A 17,801-nucleotide genomic window follows, 5' to 3' on the forward strand; every position below is an offset into this window, starting at 1 on the left:
AAGTTATCGTACTTTTGAATGAGGGATGCCGTACCCTCGAAATATGGGCATCTTCACCTCTCATCAACTCCCCGAACCCGTAGGGGATACCGCGCCGCCAATGGATGAGCATCCGGCGCGGATCGCCGATATCCTGGCCCATTTGCGCCAGTCCGTGAACGCGCGGATCACCCATCCGCGGCGCTTCAGGATGCAGCAGCTCAAGGCCCTGGAAAAGATGCTCATCGAGCGCGAGGCGGACTTCGTCCAGGCGCTCGCCGATGACCTGGGCAAGAGTGCCACGGAAGCCAGATTCAGCGAAATCGACTTCGTGCGAGCCGAAATCGACTACGCCCAGCGCCACCTTGCCGAATGGATGGACCCCGTCTCGGTCAAGGTCCCGGTGGCCCTCCAGCCGGCCCTGGCCAGGATCGAGCCCCGGCCGGTGGGAGTCGTGCTGATCATCGGACCATGGAACTACCCGATGCAGCTGGTCCTGGCGCCCCTGGTGGCAGCCATTGCCGCCGGCAATGCCGCGGTACTCAAGCCCTCGGAACTGGCTCCGGCCACCTCGGGTGTGCTGGCGCGGTTGCTTCCGCAGTATCTGGATGCGCGGGTGTATGCGGTATGCGAAGGCGGGGTGGACACCTCCACCGAACTGTTGGCCAACCGCTGGGACCACATCTTCTTCACCGGCGGGGCCAAGGTCGCGAAGGTCATTGCCCGCGCGGCGGCCGAGCATCTGACCCCGACCACCCTGGAACTAGGCGGCAAATGCCCCACCGTGGTGGACAACCACCTACCGGCCACGGCCAAGCGCATCGCCTATGCCAAGTTCATGAACAGCGGGCAGACCTGCGTGGCGCCGGACTACATCCTGTCACTGGGGGATACCGATGCGCTGGTTGATCGGCTGGAAAAGGCCATCACCGGCTTCTACGGCAGGGAACCCATGGCGCATCCGGACTACGGCCGGATCGTCTCGCAGCAACATTTCGACCGGCTCTCGGCGCTGATGGGGCACGGGGACGTGGTCGTCGGTGGCGAAACGGATACGGCGACATTGCGGATTGCCCCCACGGTGATGCGCAATGTGGATCTTGACAGCCCGTTGATGACCGAGGAGATCTTCGGGCCGATCCTCCCGGTTGTCGAGGTCAAGGGCTTCGACGAGGCCCTGGACTTCATCGCCCAGCGCCCGGCCCCCCTGGCCGCCTACCTGATGAGCGAGAACCCCCGCCTGCAGGCGATCTTCTCGGATCGTGTGCAGGCCGGAGCGATCGTCCACAACGCCCCGATGACCCACCTGATCGTTCCCTCGCTGCCATTCGGAGGGGTCGGAGACAGTGGAATGGGGGCCTACCACGGGAGGTTCGGATTCGAGCGGCTGTCCCAGATGCGACCCGAACTGAGCAAGACCACCGTGATCGACACGATGAACGCGATCTACCCGCCGTATTCCTGGGCGAAACGCAAGATCATCAACAAACTCATGTAGCGCTTCTGACCTGGATATATTCTCTCGGGAGAATTAAAGAAATCGGCCGCAGGACCGGTCAGCCGGCCAGCGCCGCGTCGACGATGACCCGTGCCTCGGCCAGGACCTGTTCCAGATGCGCTTCGCTGACGTTTGATTCGGCGTAGATCTTGTAGATGTCCTCGGTGCCCGACGGGCGGGCGGCAAACCATGCCCGGTCACTGGAAACCTTCAACCCGCCGATGGCGAAACCGCTCGCTTCGGTGGCCTTGGCGGTGATGGGGTCCCCTGCCAGTTCCACGGCTTGGACCATGGACGGATCCAGTTTCGCCAGCACGCTCTTCTGTGCCAGGTTGGCCGGAGCGTCGAACCGGGAGTAGAAGCTCTCGCCGTGGCGTTCCACCAGCTGCGCATGCAGCTGGCTCGGTGACTTTCCGGTCACCGCACGGATCTCGCTGGCCAGCAACGCCAGCATGATCCCGTCCTTGTCGGTACTGAACACTCGGCCGGAAACATCCAGGAACGAGGCCCCGGCCGACTCCTCGCCGCAGAATGCGACACGGCCGGAAGCCAGGGGCTCGACGAAGTACTTGAAGCCCACCGGCACCTCACGCAGTACCCGGTCATGGGAGGCCACGACCTGGTCGATGAGCGAAGAGGAGACCAGGGTTTTGCCGATCTGCACATCTGCAGGCCATTGCGGGCGGTGCGTGAGCAGGTAGTCGATGGCCACCGCCAGGAAGTGGTTGGGGTTCATCAGTCCGGCATCCGGGGTGACGATGCCGTGGCGGTCCGCGTCGGCGTCATTGCCGGTGGCGATGTCGTACTTGTCCCGGTTGGCCACCAACGAGGCCATGGCATAGGCCGAGGAGCAGTCCATGCGGATCTTGCCGTCCTTGTCCAGGGTCATGAACCCGAAGCGCGGATCCACCTCTTCGTTGACCACCACCAGGTTCAGCCCGTAACGCCGGCCGATCTCGCCCCAGTAGCGGGCCGACGCGCCACCCAAGGGGTCGGCTCCGATGGAAATCCCGGAAGCGGCAATCGCCGGGAAGTCGATGACCCGGGCCAGATCGGCGATGTACAGTTCGCGGAAGTCAAAGGGCGTAGCATTCGCCGTACCCCGGTTGATGCGCCCCGAGGCCATCAGCTCGTTGGCCCTTGCGGCAATGGGGCCGGTGATCTCGGATTCGGCCGGGCCACCATGGGGAGGGTTGTACTTGATCCCGCCATCCGCGGGAGGATTATGCGATGGGGTGATGATCAACCCATCTGCCTGCTCGCCGCCGCCGGCGTTGTGAACCAGGATGGCGTGGCTCAGGGCAGGGGTCGGGGTCAATCCGTCCTCCGCGAGGACACGGATCCCGTTGCCGGCCAGCACCTCCAGGACGGTGCGGTAGGCCGGTTCACTCAGCGCGTGGCTGTCCTTGCCCACGAACATGGGGCCGGTGATCCCTGCGGATTGCCGGTAATCGACGACCGCCTGGGTGATGGCGGCAATATGGGCCTCATTGAAGGAGCCGTTCAGCGAGCTGCCGCGGTGCCCGGAGGTGCCGAAGGCGACGCGTTGTTCCGGCACGGAGAGGTCGGGCACGATCGACGTGTACGCATCCAGCACGGCCCGCAGGTCAATGAGGTCTTCTGCCTGTGCTGGTTGTCCGGCGCGTTCGTGTGCCATAACCGTCCTTCGAAGTCGGGAATCACCTGTGCTGGGGTGAACAGACCGTTCGCTCCCACAGGCATCATATCGAGGATACGGGCCGGGGCTAAGCCCGATCACCTGGTTCCGCCCGTCGCCCGTGCCCGGGAAACAAGGAAAGGTTCGTAGAATGGAGACGATGACATACTTCCCGTACCAAGCGCAGAACCCCTACCCGCAGCGTCCCGAACCACGCGGCATGTCGATCGCCGCGCTGGTGCTGGGCATCCTGTCGATCCTCGGGCTGTGGGTCACCATGATCGTTCCGCTGGCCGGGGTGATCGTCGGCCACTACGGCTACGCGCGGGAACGGACCGGGCAGGGCATGGCATTGGCCGGCCTGATCCTCTCCTGGATCAGCCTGCTCCTCTCGGTGGTGGCCCTTGCCCTGATTATCTGGGCCATCTACGCCTCGTTCTCGATCTTCGGGGAGTTCTACGAGGTCACCGACTGCGGGTTCGCCTAACCCGCACCCGGTACCGCCGACCGCGGCGGGCTGTTGACCTCATGCCACTGGCGGCATACCGTATCGATTATCGTTAATAACGACTATCGATTGGTTTGCCATGGTGTACGGGGTTCTGGTCATTTTTCTGGCCACGGGTCTGGCGGTGGCCGCAGTGGGTGCGTTGGTGTTAAATATCAGGAAACCAGCGGGGCCAGCGGGATCAGTGGTTGGCTTCACCAGATTCGTGGCCATCGTCGCGGTGGTATTGCTGGGTATCGCCAATATCTGGGCGGTGGTTGGCAGTTTGGCTGGCGAAGGTGTGGAAGTCACCGTGCCTGTCCAGCCGTACTGGCCCGAGCATCCGAATATCACCGATGTGCAGCCGGACCGCGGGGATGCCGTACACAATGAAATCACCGAAGTTCATATCACCAGCAGTGTCCTGTCGCTGACCACGCGGATTCTGCTGGCCACCGGTTCGCTACTGCAGGGAGCGGCGGTGCTCTCGGTCGTGATCGCCGTCATCGTCCTGTGCAACGGCCTGCGGGCCGCACGACCCTTCAGCCAGAGCCTGCGACGCACCGGCCGGATTACCGCGGCGATCGTTATCCTGGGTAGCCTGGCCGGGCAGGTCATCCATGGCCTTGCCGTGAGCCGCGCCGGCCAAGAATCCTTGGCCGTCACCGGTTGGGCCGCCGAAGGGCTGGCCGGCGAGCTGGCGGCACCATGGCCGATTCCCACGTTGTTCGTCAGTGTCGACTTCGGGCCGTTCTTCATGGCCCTGGGGATCATGGTGGTGGTTGAGCTGGTGGGTGCGGGGGTGGCGCTGGACGATGCGCACCGCCAATTGCAGGACGACACCGACGGGCTGGTCTAGGGGTGGAAGTCGGGAACGTGCGCTGCCGGTTGGGGGAACTGCTGGAGCAGCGCGGACTGACCCTGGTCCAACTGAGCGAATTGGTGGATGTGAGCGTGGTGAACCTGTCGGTATTGAAGAACAACCGGGCCAAGGCCATCCGCTTTTCCACCCTCACCGCGATCTGCGCCGCACTGGAATGCGAGATCGGCGACCTGCTGGTCCTGCGGCCATGACGAAAAAGGCCGGACCGCCACGGTGTTCCCGTGCGGTCCGGCCTCCTTGCGAGGGCCCGGGACGGCTAGTGCACCGAACCCATCAGCTTCTTCAGGGCCGGAGTCGCAGCCACCATGGCCACGCCCAGCACGACGGCGGTGCCGCCCATGGCGATGAAATACGGGATCTCATTGCCCTCGGTGTAATAGCCGGCCAACACACCGGACAGCGTGGTGCCCAGTGAGACCGACAGGAAGAACAAGGCGATCATCTGGGTACCGAAAGCGGCCGGTGCCAGTTTGGTGGTCACGGCCTGGCCGATCGGGGACAGCAGCAACTCGGCGATGGTGCATAGCAGCAGGATGCCGACCATGGCCAGTAGCGGGGTCTTGGCCAGCGAGTCCAGCGGGATGAAGCACAGGAAGGCGATGCCCACCACGATCAGGGACAATCCGAACTTGACGCTGGTGCGTGGCTGGCGGGTGCCCAGCTTGGTCCACAGGGCGGCGAAGACACCGGCCAGCAGGACGATGAACACCGGGTTGATGGACTGGACCCAGCTCGCCGGCATATCCCACCCGAACAGGTGGCGGTCCAGCCGGGCGTCCGAGTACGCGGCAATGAAGGTGAACTGCTGCTGGAACAGGGCCCAAAACGCGGCCGAGGCGATGTAGAACGGAATGAACGCATATACGTGCTTGCGTTCGGGGGCAGTGACCCGGGGGCTGCGCAGGATCAGCACGAAGTAGAGCACCGAGGCGGCGATCACCACATAGGCGATGGTCGAGGCGAGGTTGGCCGGAGTGACGATTTTCAGCGAGAAGGCCAGGACGACGGCCAGGATGACACCGGCGAAGACAAGTACGTACCGTTTGCGTTCGGTGGCGGGCAGCGGGTTGGCGACGGTGCGTACCGACGCGGGCAGGTTCTTGCGACCGAACATGTAGATGCCCAGACCCAGGGCCATGCCGATGGCCGCCGCACCGAAACCGACATGGAAGCCGTACTGCTTATGCAACAGGCCGGTGAGCAGCGGGCCGAGCAGACCGCCGATGTTCACGCCCATGTAGAAGATCGAGAACCCGGCATCGGCCTTCGGATCCTCCCTGGAGTACAGCGAGCCGACCAGGGCGGTGGCGTTCGCCTTCAGGCCACCGGAACCCACGGCCACCAATACCAGGCCGATAGCCAACCCGAGGAAGCCTGGCAGGAAGGCCAGGGCCAGGTGACCGGCCATGATGACTACCGCGGAAACGAACAGGACCCGTTCCGAGCCCCACAAGCGGTCGGCGATCCAAGCGCCGAGGATGGTGCTCAGGTAGACCGCGCCACCATAGGCGCCAACCAGTGAGAGGGCCAAGCCCTGGTCCATGCCCAGGCCACCTTCGGTGACCGAGTGGTACATGTAGTAGGCCAGCAGTGCCTGCATGCCGTAGAAGGAGAAACGCTCCCACATCTCGACACTGAAGAGATTGGCTAGAGCACCGGGATGACCAAAAAAGGTCCTTCCAGCTTTCTGGGTACTCGGGGTAACAGTAGACATGCGTAATATTCTCCGCCTCTGTTGACTTTGATGCCTACTTCTGAGAGGGATTTCACATGGTTTGGTGGGTCACAGGATTCTAGGCTCCGGTCAGCAGCTGATGTGCCAAAATGAGCAACTTGCCCTCGTCCCCGTGGGGTGAAATGAGCTGGATGCTCATCGGCATCCCGTCCGTCGATGTCGACACCGGGACGGTGATCGCCGCGCAGCCTGCAACATTCACCATTGAGGTGTAGGGGGTGTATTGGCATTGCAGACGGTAATCGGTCTCGGCACCATGACTGGTGTAGTAGCCGATCTCCGGCGGGGTATGGGCCATGGCCGGGGTCACCACCACGTCGAAGGCGGACCACTGCGAAATGAAATCAGCCGCGATCTGCTTGATCCGCGCCACCGCGGTCAAGACGGTGGCCTCGCTGCGCAGTTTGGCACGGCGGCGGAAGCCCGTAGCCAGGGTGCCCAGCTGCTTCTCGTCGACCAGATTCAGGTGTGCAAGCCCCTGGGTCCAGATGGTCAGGAAGGTTTCCGGGTAGTCCTGGGCATAGTTCAATCTCGCTTCGGCAAGACGGTGACGGGGCTCCAGCAGACGCAATCCGGTGTCGAACGCCTCGCGGGCCGCGCTGCCCAAGCTGATGTCGTACACGGACTCGAACGGGGAACTGGTGCTGTAGCCGATGCGCAGCCCGCGCAAGGCATCCACCGGCCCGTCCTGGAGCATCGGCAGATAGCGATCGGCGCCGGTCATCGCATCCAGCAACAGTGCCGCATCCGTGGCATCCCGGGCAATCGGCCCGGATACGGTGAACTTCGGTGCCCCGTTGGAGTCGAAGTAGCCATCCTGCACATCGGCCGGAACCCGGCCCAATGACGGTTTCAGGCCCACCAGGCCGCAGGCGGCGGCAGGGATCCGCACCGACCCGCCGCCGTCGCTTCCCGGACCGAAGGGAATCATGCCCGCGGCAACCGCCGCGGCCTGGCCGCCCGAGGAGCCACCGGAGGACAAGGCGGGATTCAGCGGGTTCCGGGACGGTGGCGCGATCAGGTTCTCCGAATAGCTGCTCAACCCGAACTCGGGGACCTGGGTCTTGCCGGTGAAAATGACCCCGTCGGCCCGCAACCGGGCCACCATCGGGTGGTCACGGACCGCGGTGACGTGCTTGACCGCGGCCGAACCATAGGTGGTGGGCATCCCCGCCACCTCGTTCAGGTCCTTGAAGGCGGTGGGCATACCGTGCAAACGCCCGATATCCCCGCGGGAGAACCGTCGGTCGGCCAGGGCGGCGGCCTCCAATGCCCGCTCGGAGAGATATGTGAAGGCCCCGAGCGAGGTGAACTGCTCGCTTTGGCGCAGGAAATGCTCGGTGACCTCGCGGCTGGAGATCTCACCGGCGGCCAACTGGTTACGCAAAGTCAGGGCCGAGGGCATTTTCGCCGCGTTGATCGAGTCAATGGGAGCACGGGGCCCCGGGTCACCAGCGATAGCGACACCTCCAGACATCTTGACCGTATGGTCTCCGGCGCAGCCGGGAGATCAAAACAACATCGTAGCAATCGTGGGCCGGACCTACTGGGTTGGCGGCCCGCGCGACCGGTATCGTTTCGAAGGCGCGCGGTGTCTGCTTTCGGCCGCGATATTAATTAGGCTGGGGATCAACACCCTATGCGAAAGGAACGCCAATCATGAGTGACTTCGAAACCGTTGCCGTCACCGAGGTGCCCGAGGGCGCGCTGATCCTGGATGTGCGCGAGGATTTTGAGTGGGTGGAGGGGCACGCCGCCGGTGCGGTGCATATTCCGCTGGGCCTGCTTCCCGAGCGTTTCGAGGAACTGGACATGGATACCGACACCTATGTCATTTGCCGTACCGGTGGACGTTCGGCACAGGCCGCGGCCTGGCTGACCGGAATGGGTTTTTCGGCCTTCAATGTGGCCGGGGGTACTGATGCCTGGCTGGAAGGCAAGCTGCCCATGGAAGCGGAGAACGGCCAGGAGCCAACCGTCCGATGAGATACGCGTATCTCGGCCCGGCGGGGACCTTCACCGAAGCGGCGCTGCTGCAGGTGCCGGGGGCGGATGACGCCGAACGGGTTCCGGCAGCCAATGTGGACGAGGCCCTGGCGATGGTGCTGGACGGTTCGGTTGACGGGGCCATGGTGCCGATCGAGAATTCCGTCGAGGGTGGTGTTTCGGCCACACTGGACGCGATCGCCCGGGTCGACCACCTGCAGATTGTGCGCGAGGTGCTGATCCCGATCAGTTTCGTCCTGGCTGTCAGGGACGGGATCGAGACCTTGGACCAGATCACCAAGGTCTCCACCCATGGCCATGCCTGGGCGCAATGCCGGGGCTGGGCCCATGCGAATATTCCCGGGGCGGAATTCATCCAGGCCTCATCCACGGCGGCCGGGGCGTTGGGCCTGCAGGACCCGGAACAACACCATGAGGCCGCGATCTGTTCGCCCCTGGTGGCGCACGAACGCAACCTGAAGGTGCTGGTTGAGGGGATCGAGGACAATGTCGGTGCGGTCACCAGATTCTTCCTGGTCACCCGGCCGGGCCCGCTTCCGGCACCCACCGGTGTGGACAAGTCCACGCTGATCGTCCCGTTGCCCGAGGACCGTCCCGGTGCGCTGATGGCGCTACTGGAACAGTTCGCCGCCCGCGGGGTGAACCTCTCGCGCATCGAGTCCCGGCCCACCGGCCAGGGGCTGGGTAGCTATTTCTTCTCCGTGGACATCGATGGCCACCTGGCCGAGGAGCGGGTGGCTGCGGCGTTGACCGGCCTGCACCGCTTGTGCCCGGACCTGAAGTTCCTCGGTTCCTACAATGCCGCCGAGGGGATCACTCCCACCATCGACTCGCATAATTCCAACGAGGCCTTTGTGCAGGCCCGCGAATGGGTTGCCGAGCTGCTCAACCGGCTCTAGGCAGTCCGGATGCGCAGGGCCGACGGGCTGACCGATACCTCGAGGTTGTTGACCATGCCCGTCGGATCCCCGTCGATCTGCGTGTTCATGGGTTCGGTGCAGCGCAATGAGAGTTTCTTGGTCTTGTAGTAGGAGATCACCGGGATCTTGTTCCTGGCCCGGAAGGCGGTCTTCAGGAAGATCCATACCCAACCGGCCGCGGACCGCGGGGAGAGCACCACGGCATCCAGCAGCCCGTCATCGAGCTTGGCATCCGGCACGAAATCCAGGCCCTGCAACTTGCCGCAATTGGCAAAGAGCACCGAACGCACCCGACGGGTTTGCCAGTTTCCCTCGGAAAGCTGGAAGGAGACCTTTTTGCGGCGGCCGGGCAACTGGCGCAGACCCGCTTCCGAATAGGCCAGCCACCCCACCTTCTTCTTCAGCTTCTCGTCGGTGTCGTCGAACAGGTCCGCATCGGTGCCGACCCCGGCGATCACCAGGAAGGCGTGGTCCGCCACGGTCCCGTTCAGGTGCTGCAGCTTCAGGTGCCCCACATCGATCCGACGCACCTCGCCGCGCACCGCCAGGAGGGCGGCGGTCTGCAGGTCATCGATCGGGATCTCCAGATTGCGGGCCAACAGGTTCCCGGTACCCAGCGGCAGGATCCCCAATGTTGCGTCGGTTCCCTCGAGTCTTTCGGCGACCGCGCGCACCGTCCCGTCCCCTCCCGCAGCGAGAACCGTGTCATAGCCCTCATCCAGCGCCCGTTGGGCCATCGCCTGGCCGGCATCGGTGAGGCTGGTTTCCAGCAACAGGGGCGCCTCCAGTCCGGCTTCCTCGCAGACCCGTTGCACCGCGGCATGCGCCTGATCACCCTGTGACTTGGAGGGGTTGATGATCAAGGCGACTTTTTTCGCCGCGGTCTGCTCGACCGCTTCGGGCTTGCGGATCAAGGGGCTGCTCGGTTCGGACAGCCGGCGGACCGAGATCCAGCTTAGAATTGCTGCGACTCCGGCACCGCCTGCCAGCGAGGCGAGGATCACGCGGTTTTTATGCATAGTGACTACATCGTACTCAGGGTTGCTAGGCTTATGGTGTGATCGACCTGAAAATGCTCACCGATAATCCGGATCCATACCGCGCATCCCAACGTGCCCGCGGCGCCGACGAATCCCTCGTTGATGCACTGCTGGAAGCCGATGTGGCGCGCCGTGAAACCATCGCCGCCTTCGAATCGCTGCGTTCCGAACAGAACGTATTCTCCAAGAAGGTCGGCCAAGCCAAGGGCGAGGAGCGCGCCGCGCTGCTGGCGGAGGTCAAGGACCTTGCCGCCCGCGTCAAGGTGGCGCAGGCGGCCGCGGACGAGGCCGCCGAGGCCTGCCAGAGGCTGCAGCGGTCATTCCCGAACCTGATCATCGAGGGGATCCCGGCCGGCGGTGAAGAGGACTTCTCGGTGATCAAGACCGTGGGAACCCCGCGCGATTTCGCCGCCGAGGGCTTCGAGCCGCTGGACCACCTGCAGATTGCCGAGAAGCTGGGTGCCATTGACATGGAGCGTGGCGCCAAGGTCTCCGGTTCGCGCTTCTACTTCCTGAAGGGCATCGGTGCCCGCCTGGAACTGGCCATGATGAACATGGCACTGGACCAGGCCGTCTCCTACGGCTTCATCCCGATGATGACCCCGACCCTGGTGCGCCCGGAGATCATGCAGGGTACCGGTTTCGATGTGGAACACGATGACGAGATCTACAAGCTCGAACGCGATGACCTGTACCTGGTGGGTACCTCCGAGGTGGCCCTGGCCGGCTACCACGCCAATGAGATCATGAACCTGTCCGACGGCCCGGTGCGGTACGCCGGCTGGTCCTCCTGCTACCGCCGCGAAGCCGGGGCCGCGGGCAAGGATACCCGCGGCATCATCCGTGTGCACCAGTTCAACAAGCTGGAAATGTTCGTCTACACCACCATCGAGCAGGCGGAGGCCGAACACGCCCGCCTGCTGGCGTGGGAAGAGGAAATGCTGGCCAAGATGGAGCTGTCCTACCGGGTCATCGACACCGCAGCCGGCGACCTGGGCATGAGCGCCGCGCGCAAGTTCGACTGCGAGGCCTGGGTGCCGACGCAGCAGACCTACCGCGAGCTGACCTCGACCTCGAACTGCACCACCTTCCAGGCCCGCCGCCTGAACATCCGCGAACGCGAAATCGTGGACGGCAAGGCCGGCAAGACCCGTGCGGTGGCCACCCTGAACGGCACCCTGGCCACCACCCGCTGGCTGGTCGCCATCCTGGAGAACCACCAGAACCCCGATGGTACCGTGAACGTGCCCAAGGCGCTGCAGCCCTACCTCGGTGGACTGGAAGTCCTGTCCTAGGCAGGCTGGCCCGCCCGTACCCGGGAACCGGTGGACAACCACCGGTTCCCGGTCATTTAACCGGCTGTTCATCACCGGTGTGCCCCGGGTCATCGCCAATTTGGGTACAAGATGGTTCACTGGTTCCATGACTGTTATGACGAAGACCGGCAACGAGGACCGGTTGACCAATGGAAAATTAATGGTGTGCCTAGACGTTGACGGCACGATCGTGAATCACCGGGGCGAAATGAGCCAGCCGGTCCGGCACACCGCCCGTGACGTGGTGGCCGCAGGGCACGAGGTCGTGGTCTCCACCGGCCGGTCGCTGGGCGCGACCCTGCCGGTGGCCCGCGAGCTGGGTATCGACCGCGGCTACGTGGTGGCCTGCAACGGTGGGGTGATCGCCAAGATCGCCGGCACAGAGGTGGAAGTGATCCACCGTGAGGTATTCGACCCCTCGCTGGTCCTGGCCACGCTGTGGCGCACCATGCCCCATGCCAAATATGCGTTGGAGAACGAACAGGGCGAGTTCCTCTCCAGCGACGATTTCAGCGATGCCAGTTTCGGTGCCCCGGCCCGCGTCGTCGGATTCGACGAACTGGTCAACAGCAAGGCGGTGCGCGTGGTGGTGTTCTCCACGGACGCGACCGCCGAGGAGTTCGGACAAGCCGTCCACGGCCTGGGTCTATCCGGGGTGACCTATTCGGTGGGATGGACCGCATGGCTGGATATCGCCGCGGAAGGCACCACCAAGGCCAGCGGGCTCGAACGCCTGCGCGGCACCCTGGGGTTCGACTCAGCGGCCACGTTGGCCGTGGGGGATGGGCGAAACGACATCGAGATGCTGCAGTGGGCCGGAACCGGTGTGGCCATGGGCCAGGCCCCGGACGAGGTCAAGGCCGCGGCCGATACGGTGACCACCTCGGTGGACGAGGACGGTCTGGTGGCCGTGCTGCAGGGCGTGCTGGATAGCTAGGACTGGTCGGCCAACTCAAGCAGCCGGGCGATCCCGGCGCGGGCGTCGTATTCGTCGTTGAAGCCGGAGCGCACGATCGCCGCGGATACCGCCTGCGGGGTGATGTCCAGGGCCTCGGCGATGGCCCGCTGCTGGCCACGCACCCCCGGGATCATCAGATCCACCACCGCCCATTCCGCCTCGCTGCGGGTGCGGATGGACTGCCCCAGTAGCCGCAGCAGTCCCTCGATACCGGTGTCCAGCTGCTCATCGGGGCCCGAGACACAGATCGGAACACGCTCCCCGCGGTGCCCGGCCGCGTCCAACGCGCCCAATGCCCGGCGAACCGCGCGTCCATCGACCAGGTCGGCGTCCTCGGGGACGGGTTCGTAGAGCGGGCCGATGCCCAGTCCGATATTGCAGAAGTTCAACCGGGCGGTGCGCAGGATCGCGTCCACGGCCGCCGGGGCGTCGCTGGGTACCCCGAGCAGCAGGCGGCCGGACAGCGCGGTAAAGGGCGCATGGGTGCCCACCTGTTCAAGTTGCCGCCACAACGCCTCACTGGCGGCAGCCACGTCGGTCACCGAGCGGGGCCTGGGGCTGAGCGCAACGACAAACATGGCTTAAGTATTGCCTGTTGCACCTGCTTTGTCCTGTGTTTGGCCGGATATGACCGTGGTACCGGGGGCGCGTGTCCTAGGCTGGTATCTGGAGGAAGCTAAGGAGAGCGCATGGCAGCAGAGGTCATAGCCGGGCGGTTCGAGCTGATCGAACACATCGCCGAGGGCGGATCCGGGTCGGTATGGCTGGCCCGCGACCTTCAGCGCTCCAGTCGCTGCGCGGCCAAGGTCATGAAGCAGAGCTACAGCGGCGAGATCCTGCGTTTCGTGCGCGAACAAGGCGTCAAATTCGACCACCCGTACCTGCTGACCCCCTACGGGTGGGCCGCGGTGGATGACCGGGTGCTCATCGCTTCGCAGCTGATGCGAGGGGGGAACCTGCATACCGCCATGCAGGACTACGGGGCGTTTTCGCCCGAACTGGTGGCCGAGATCCTGGCCCAGTTGTTGGACGGGTTGGGCCATGTGCACGCCTCGGGCTGGGTGCACCGGGATGTGAAACCCGCCAATGTGCTGCTGGAAACGACCGCTGCCCGGGTGCCGAAGGTCCGCCTGACCGATTTCGGTATCGCCACCCACCAGGATGCCCCGCGGCTGACCGAAGTGGGCCTCACGGTGGGTACCGAGGGGTTCCTGGCCCCTGAGCAACGTGCCGGCAAGGAGCCCGACGCCGCCCAGGACCTCTACGCGCTGGGTGCCCTTGCGGTGCAGTTGCTCGATCCCACGCTGCGCGGGGAGTCGTTGCGCCGGCGTTGCACCGAACTGGCAACATCGCACCATGACCTGCCTTCCGCGCCGCTGGGCCCGGTATTGGCCGGGCTGCTCGACACCGACCCGGGGGTCCGCGAGGACACCGCCGGCCGGGCCCTGGAACAACTGCACCCCTTGCGCAACAGGCAGGGCTACCGGGTCGCCTCCGGGGAGGTCTTCGAGGTGTTCGACCACTTCGCCGATGACGGCCTGCATCCATCCGATCCCGAAGCCGAACCCGAGGCGTCGACCCGGGCAGAGACCAGGCCGCCGGCCCCGGCGCAGCGTTCCGCGCCGCAGGACACGTCCCCGGGGCCGAAGGGACGGCCGCCATGGCAGCCGTGGGTCTTCCTGCTGGTGGCGCTGCTGTTGGGGGCGGTGTCGCTGTGGCTGGTTTACGGCCAGGACACCGACCAGGGGGCATCCGATGCCGCGAACCCTGCCCCGCAGGCCACCGGGACCCCGCAGGCACCGGATGCCGAAACAACCCGGGCAACGGACCGGCCGGACGGAACCGAATCGCAGCAACCCGCGGCCCCGGCCACCACAGCCGCCCACAGCGCCACCAGCACCGCACTGGAGGTGGGGATCAGCTCCACAGCCCGCCGTGGCCAGGAGTGTACCGCACTGGAGGAGGGGTTAACCGTGGACGGCGCCGACGGCCTCACCCTGGTATGCATGCCCGAGGGTGCCGCCCACCGCTGGCAGGAAGCGGACTAGGTCCGCCTGCGCCGGCGCAGCAGCCACAGCCCGGCAAACCCCGCCAGGGCCACCGCGGCCCCTCCCAGCAGGGCACCGAACTGTGCGGCCGTTGGCCACCAGCCGCCGGTAGCCGTGCCCAAGACCCCGCCGCCACCGGTTCCCGTATCCAGGGCCGGTTCCCAGGCCCCGCCGCCGCCAGCCTCGCCGGTGACCTGGACCGCGAGCTCGTACTCCAGCGGATTCAGCCCACGCGGGTCCCGGGCGGCACCGACCACGGTGATGTAGTAGTAACCCGGGGTGCGTAACCCGGACAGCTGGCCCGCGGAATCCACCAGATCACGGGAAACCTCGCTCAGGGTGCTGCGGGTGACCGAGGCGCCGACATCCTCGCGGGATAACTCCGCGCTATCGCGTTCCACCACATTGCCGGCCAACAGCGGGCTGTAGGTGCGGGTGACCAGCCGGTTGGCGCTGGCGTCCCGGGAGTCGCCCATGGTCAGCCGGTAGTTCAGCCGCTGGCCCTCGGCCAGGTGCACCTTGTAGTACTTGATCTCGAAGGGAAGCACGGAATCGGCATGGATCGACTCCCCGGCCAGTTCGGTGGCATTGCTGAACCCGCTGCCGCCGCTGATCGGTTCGGCTGCTCCGGAGAGGGTGACATTGGCCGGAGGTAGCGTGGTAGGGATCTGGCCGGAGAGCGTGGTGGGATCCACGGCCGGTTCCACGATGACCCGTAGCTCCACCGGGATCCCGGTGTCGGCCTGCCAGGTGCCGGTGCGCTCGAGTTTCAGGTAGACCTCGTCATTGCCCTGGGCCAGGCAACCGGTGTAGCCGTCGCTGCGTTTGGCCCCGGTGTCCAGTCTGGCCAGGGCCAGCCGGTCGAACCAGTCGCGGGAGACCGTGGCAGTGCCGGTGGAGGCACAGCGCCGGCCGTCACCGGTCACCAGCTCGCCGGCGAACTTGATGTTTTCGCGGCTGCTGGGCTGGTTCATCGGGTCGATGATCAACTGGGCGCTGACATTGATGTTCTCACCCTCCTGGACGGCCGGCAACCTGTAGTAGCGGGCCGAGTCCTCCCCGGTCACCGGCAGCAGATCCTGCCAGGCGCCGGCCTCCAGCTGCGGTGCACCGCCCAGGTCCTGGCTGCCTGCGGCCTGCTCACCCACGCTCTGGTGCCGCAGGATCACCGAGTCGCTGGATTCGGAGGAGTCACCGGCGGCGTGTGCCGGGACCACCAGTGAGGTCAGTGCCAGGCATGCGCCAAGGCAGATACCCCAGGTTGTCTTCTTCATGGCCGTCCTCCTGGCTGGGTGTGGTCCTGGGCGGGGGTTTCCGTCCTGGCGGTGGCACGGTGGCGCATCAGGAAACCGCCGATGCCCAACAGGGCGGCGGTGCCCACCAGCCCGGCGGTGAACCAGGGCCATAGTGCCCGGCTGCTGTCGCTGGCGGGGCCGACCGCGAGCTCCTGCTCATCCGTGGCATCCTGCACGGCTCCGGAATCGGGATCGTCCCCGGCGCCCGGCTCGGTCGGGTCGACTGCGGGTTCCTGCTGCTGCCCGCCGGCCGGCTCGGCTTCGAAAACCGGGGCTGCCCCGGCGAAGGGTTGTTCGGTGCCGGTCACCTCGAAGGCCAGCTCGTAGTCGAAGGGAACCCCGTTGGTCTCCAGCGACCAGGTCGTCGAATGCACCACCACATAGTAGTCACCGGCCAGGTAGGCATCCGAACCGACCCCGCCGTCGCGGTTGGACTGGTCCACCGCGGTGGCCATATTCAGTGTCACGGTGTCCTCCGGGCGGTGGCGGGAGAGCTGCGTTTGCCCGAGCATGTCCACCTGGTCGCGGACCGCGGAGTAGACCCGCAAGCGGACCTCGTTGGTTCCCGCCTCGGTGTTGTTGCCCCCGGTGGCCCGCACATTGAGCTTCTGGCCGTTGCCCACATGCACCTTGTAGTAGCGGGCCTCGTTGGTCAGGGCCGAGTCGGCGTAGATCTTCCCGGATTCGACCGCCAGCGCGTCGTTGAAACTCGAACCCCCAGACACCGGTTCGGCACTGCCGGTCACGGCCACCGATTGCGGATTGTCACGACCGGAGGCCGCGGCACCGAGCAGGATGGGGTCCACCGCCGGTTCCAGCACGTAGCGCAACTCGACATCCATCGGGGTGTCCTTTTGCAGGTCGCCGTCGCGGGTCACCTTGGCAAACAGCTCACCGGTGCCATCGGCGAAACACCCGCTGGAGGAATCCTGGCGGTACTCGGGGTTGTGCACGTAGCCGCTCATCGGCCGTCCGAGCTGGGTGGTGTTGGTCATCTCGCTGCGTCCCACACTGCACTCTCGACCCTGGCCATTGACCAGTGCCACGCTCACCCGGCCATGGTCGATGGCCGGTCCGGTACGCATCTGCGACTGGTCGGGGATCATCGTGGCCGACAGGTGGGCGCGCTCGCCGGGGGAAAGCGGACCGATCTTGTAGTACTTGGTGGTGCCGTCCTTGCTGCTCCAGCTGCGTGTCTCGCCCTTTTCCAGGGTGTCCAGGTATTGTCCGGGGACCATGGCCGGGGCCTGGTGCATCTGGGTGCTTCCCTCGATCGGGGTGCCGCTGGCGGCGTACCCCTGGAAGGCGCGTAGCGTGCGGATGGTCAGTTCCTCCTGCAGCGCCTCGGCATCATCGGCGGTGACATAGCTTCCGCCGGTGGCCTTGGCAATGCATTCCAGCTGCGCCCGGGCCTTGGAATTGACCTTGAAGCCGATGGTATGCACGGTCAGGTCGATGCCCTGTCCGGCCAGTTCCTCGGCCGCCTCGCAGGCCGGCGGCTGGGAGCAGTTCTCCTCGCCATCGGAGACCAGGATGATGGACTTGGCCCCCTCGATGCCCTCCAGCTCCTTGGCCGCATGCAGCAGCGAGGCACCGATCGGGGTTTCCCCTACGGCCTTGAGGTCATCGAGTTTGGCCGACAAACCCTGCTTGTCCACCGGTCCGGGCTTCTGCACCGTGAGGATGTCATCGCATTTCTGCGGGGTTCGCGAACCATAGACCACCAATCCCATGGAGGCGTCCTGGGGGGCGTTGTTGATCAGGTGCTTGGTTGCCGTCTTGGCGGCATCGATGCGGCTGGTGCCGGCATCATCGGCATCCGTTTCAAGCATCGAACTGGAATAGTCCATGACAACCATGACGGGTTGGAGCTCGGCAGCGGGCGCTTCATCGGCATGTGCGGCACCCAGGCCGCTGACGGCCAGCAGCCCGGTGGCCAACAGTGCCACTATCCGGGTCAGGTAGCGAGGCATCGGTC

At 65.3% G+C, this 17,801-nt stretch carries 16 protein-coding genes; 9 read left to right on the forward strand and 7 right to left on the reverse strand.

Annotation, left to right across the window (positions count from 1 at the left end; all coding sequences use genetic code 11):
• The first annotated feature begins 43 nt into the window (after window positions 1-43).
• Complete coding sequence (locus OK351_RS14470) at window positions 44-1,477, forward strand: aldehyde dehydrogenase family protein (protein WP_265160295.1); 1,434 nt, start codon at window positions 44-46, stop codon at window positions 1,475-1,477.
• Between the two features lie 58 nt (window positions 1,478-1,535).
• Here OK351_RS14470 and pgm read toward each other — a convergent pair whose 3' ends face one another.
• Window positions 1,536-3,134: a phosphoglucomutase (alpha-D-glucose-1,6-bisphosphate-dependent) gene (gene pgm, locus OK351_RS14475; RefSeq protein WP_265160297.1), complete on the reverse strand. Its 1,599-nt coding sequence runs from the start codon at window positions 3,132-3,134 to the stop codon at window positions 1,536-1,538.
• Between the two features lie 160 nt (window positions 3,135-3,294).
• On the opposite strand from pgm, the gene OK351_RS14480 reads away from it, so the two are divergent.
• The 3 genes from OK351_RS14480 (at window position 3,295) to OK351_RS14490 (ending at window position 4,695) form a co-directional block, all read left to right on the forward strand.
• A complete protein-coding gene (locus OK351_RS14480) occupies window positions 3,295-3,621 on the forward strand; it encodes a DUF4190 domain-containing protein (protein WP_265160300.1) in 327 nt (108 codons plus the stop codon).
• Between the two features lie 100 nt (window positions 3,622-3,721).
• Window positions 3,722-4,480, forward strand: a complete 759-nt coding sequence (locus tag OK351_RS14485; RefSeq protein WP_265160302.1) for a hypothetical protein — start codon at window positions 3,722-3,724, stop codon at window positions 4,478-4,480.
• A 2-nt stretch (window positions 4,481-4,482) separates the two neighbouring features.
• Window positions 4,483-4,695, forward strand: coding sequence for a helix-turn-helix domain-containing protein (locus OK351_RS14490; RefSeq protein WP_265160304.1), 213 nt, complete (start codon window positions 4,483-4,485; stop codon window positions 4,693-4,695).
• Between the two features lie 65 nt (window positions 4,696-4,760).
• Here the strand turns inward: OK351_RS14490 and OK351_RS14495 are convergent, their stop codons facing one another.
• Window positions 4,761-6,218: a peptide MFS transporter gene (locus tag OK351_RS14495; RefSeq protein WP_265160305.1), complete on the reverse strand. Its 1,458-nt coding sequence runs from the start codon at window positions 6,216-6,218 to the stop codon at window positions 4,761-4,763.
• A 79-nt stretch (window positions 6,219-6,297) separates the two neighbouring features.
• On the reverse strand, window positions 6,298-7,716 hold the full coding sequence (locus OK351_RS14500; protein ID WP_265160307.1) for an amidase: 1,419 nt from the start codon (window positions 7,714-7,716) through the stop codon (window positions 6,298-6,300).
• Between the two features lie 182 nt (window positions 7,717-7,898).
• Here OK351_RS14500 and OK351_RS14505 point away from each other — a divergent pair, with 182 nt between their 5' ends.
• Together OK351_RS14505 and pheA are read left to right on the forward strand one after the other, a co-directional pair.
• Window positions 7,899-8,225, forward strand: a complete 327-nt coding sequence (locus OK351_RS14505; protein ID WP_265160309.1) for a rhodanese-like domain-containing protein — start codon at window positions 7,899-7,901, stop codon at window positions 8,223-8,225.
• Window positions 8,222-9,145, forward strand: a complete 924-nt coding sequence (gene pheA / locus OK351_RS14510; RefSeq protein WP_265160312.1) for a prephenate dehydratase — start codon at window positions 8,222-8,224, stop codon at window positions 9,143-9,145. Before OK351_RS14505 ends, pheA begins: the two co-directional genes overlap by 4 nt.
• Here the strand turns inward: pheA and OK351_RS14515 are convergent.
• Complete coding sequence (locus OK351_RS14515) at window positions 9,142-10,185, reverse strand: diacylglycerol/lipid kinase family protein (RefSeq protein WP_265160315.1); 1,044 nt, start codon at window positions 10,183-10,185, stop codon at window positions 9,142-9,144. The two genes, pheA and OK351_RS14515, sit on opposite strands and share 4 nt — an antisense overlap.
• 38 nt (window positions 10,186-10,223) lie before the next feature.
• Here OK351_RS14515 and serS point away from each other — a divergent pair, with 38 nt between their 5' ends.
• Together serS and OK351_RS14525 are read left to right on the forward strand one after the other, a co-directional pair.
• Window positions 10,224-11,501 carry a serine--tRNA ligase gene (gene serS / locus OK351_RS14520; protein ID WP_265160317.1) on the forward strand — a complete coding sequence of 426 codons (1,278 nt, stop codon included), beginning with the start codon at window positions 10,224-10,226 and terminating at the stop codon, window positions 11,499-11,501.
• A 127-nt stretch (window positions 11,502-11,628) separates the two neighbouring features.
• Window positions 11,629-12,459, forward strand: coding sequence for an HAD family hydrolase (locus OK351_RS14525; protein ID WP_265160320.1), 831 nt, complete (start codon window positions 11,629-11,631; stop codon window positions 12,457-12,459).
• Here OK351_RS14525 and OK351_RS14530 read toward each other — a convergent pair.
• Window positions 12,456-13,058, reverse strand: a complete 603-nt coding sequence (locus OK351_RS14530) for a hypothetical protein (RefSeq protein ID WP_265160323.1) — start codon at window positions 13,056-13,058, stop codon at window positions 12,456-12,458. The two genes, OK351_RS14525 and OK351_RS14530, sit on opposite strands and share 4 nt — an antisense overlap.
• A gap of 111 nt (window positions 13,059-13,169) precedes the next feature.
• Between OK351_RS14530 and OK351_RS14535 the strand changes: the two genes are divergently transcribed.
• Window positions 13,170-14,528: a serine/threonine-protein kinase gene (locus tag OK351_RS14535; RefSeq protein WP_265160325.1), complete on the forward strand. Its 1,359-nt coding sequence runs from the start codon at window positions 13,170-13,172 to the stop codon at window positions 14,526-14,528.
• Here OK351_RS14535 and OK351_RS14540 read toward each other — a convergent pair.
• Both OK351_RS14540 and OK351_RS14545 read right to left on the reverse strand, forming a co-directional pair.
• Window positions 14,525-15,802: a hypothetical protein gene (locus OK351_RS14540; protein ID WP_265160327.1), complete on the reverse strand. Its 1,278-nt coding sequence runs from the start codon at window positions 15,800-15,802 to the stop codon at window positions 14,525-14,527. The two genes, OK351_RS14535 and OK351_RS14540, sit on opposite strands and share 4 nt — an antisense overlap.
• The gene (locus tag OK351_RS14545; RefSeq protein WP_265160331.1) at window positions 15,799-17,796 is read right to left on the reverse strand and encodes a vWA domain-containing protein; all 1,998 of its coding nucleotides are present in this window, start codon (window positions 17,794-17,796) and stop codon (window positions 15,799-15,801) included. The genes OK351_RS14540 and OK351_RS14545 overlap by 4 nt, the downstream gene beginning before the upstream one ends.
• Window positions 17,797-17,801: the final 5 nt, after the last annotated feature.

The organism is Glutamicibacter sp. MNS18 (genome assembly GCF_026107515.2).
In the GTDB taxonomy this organism is placed as follows: Bacteria; Actinomycetota; Actinomycetes; order Actinomycetales; family Micrococcaceae; genus Glutamicibacter.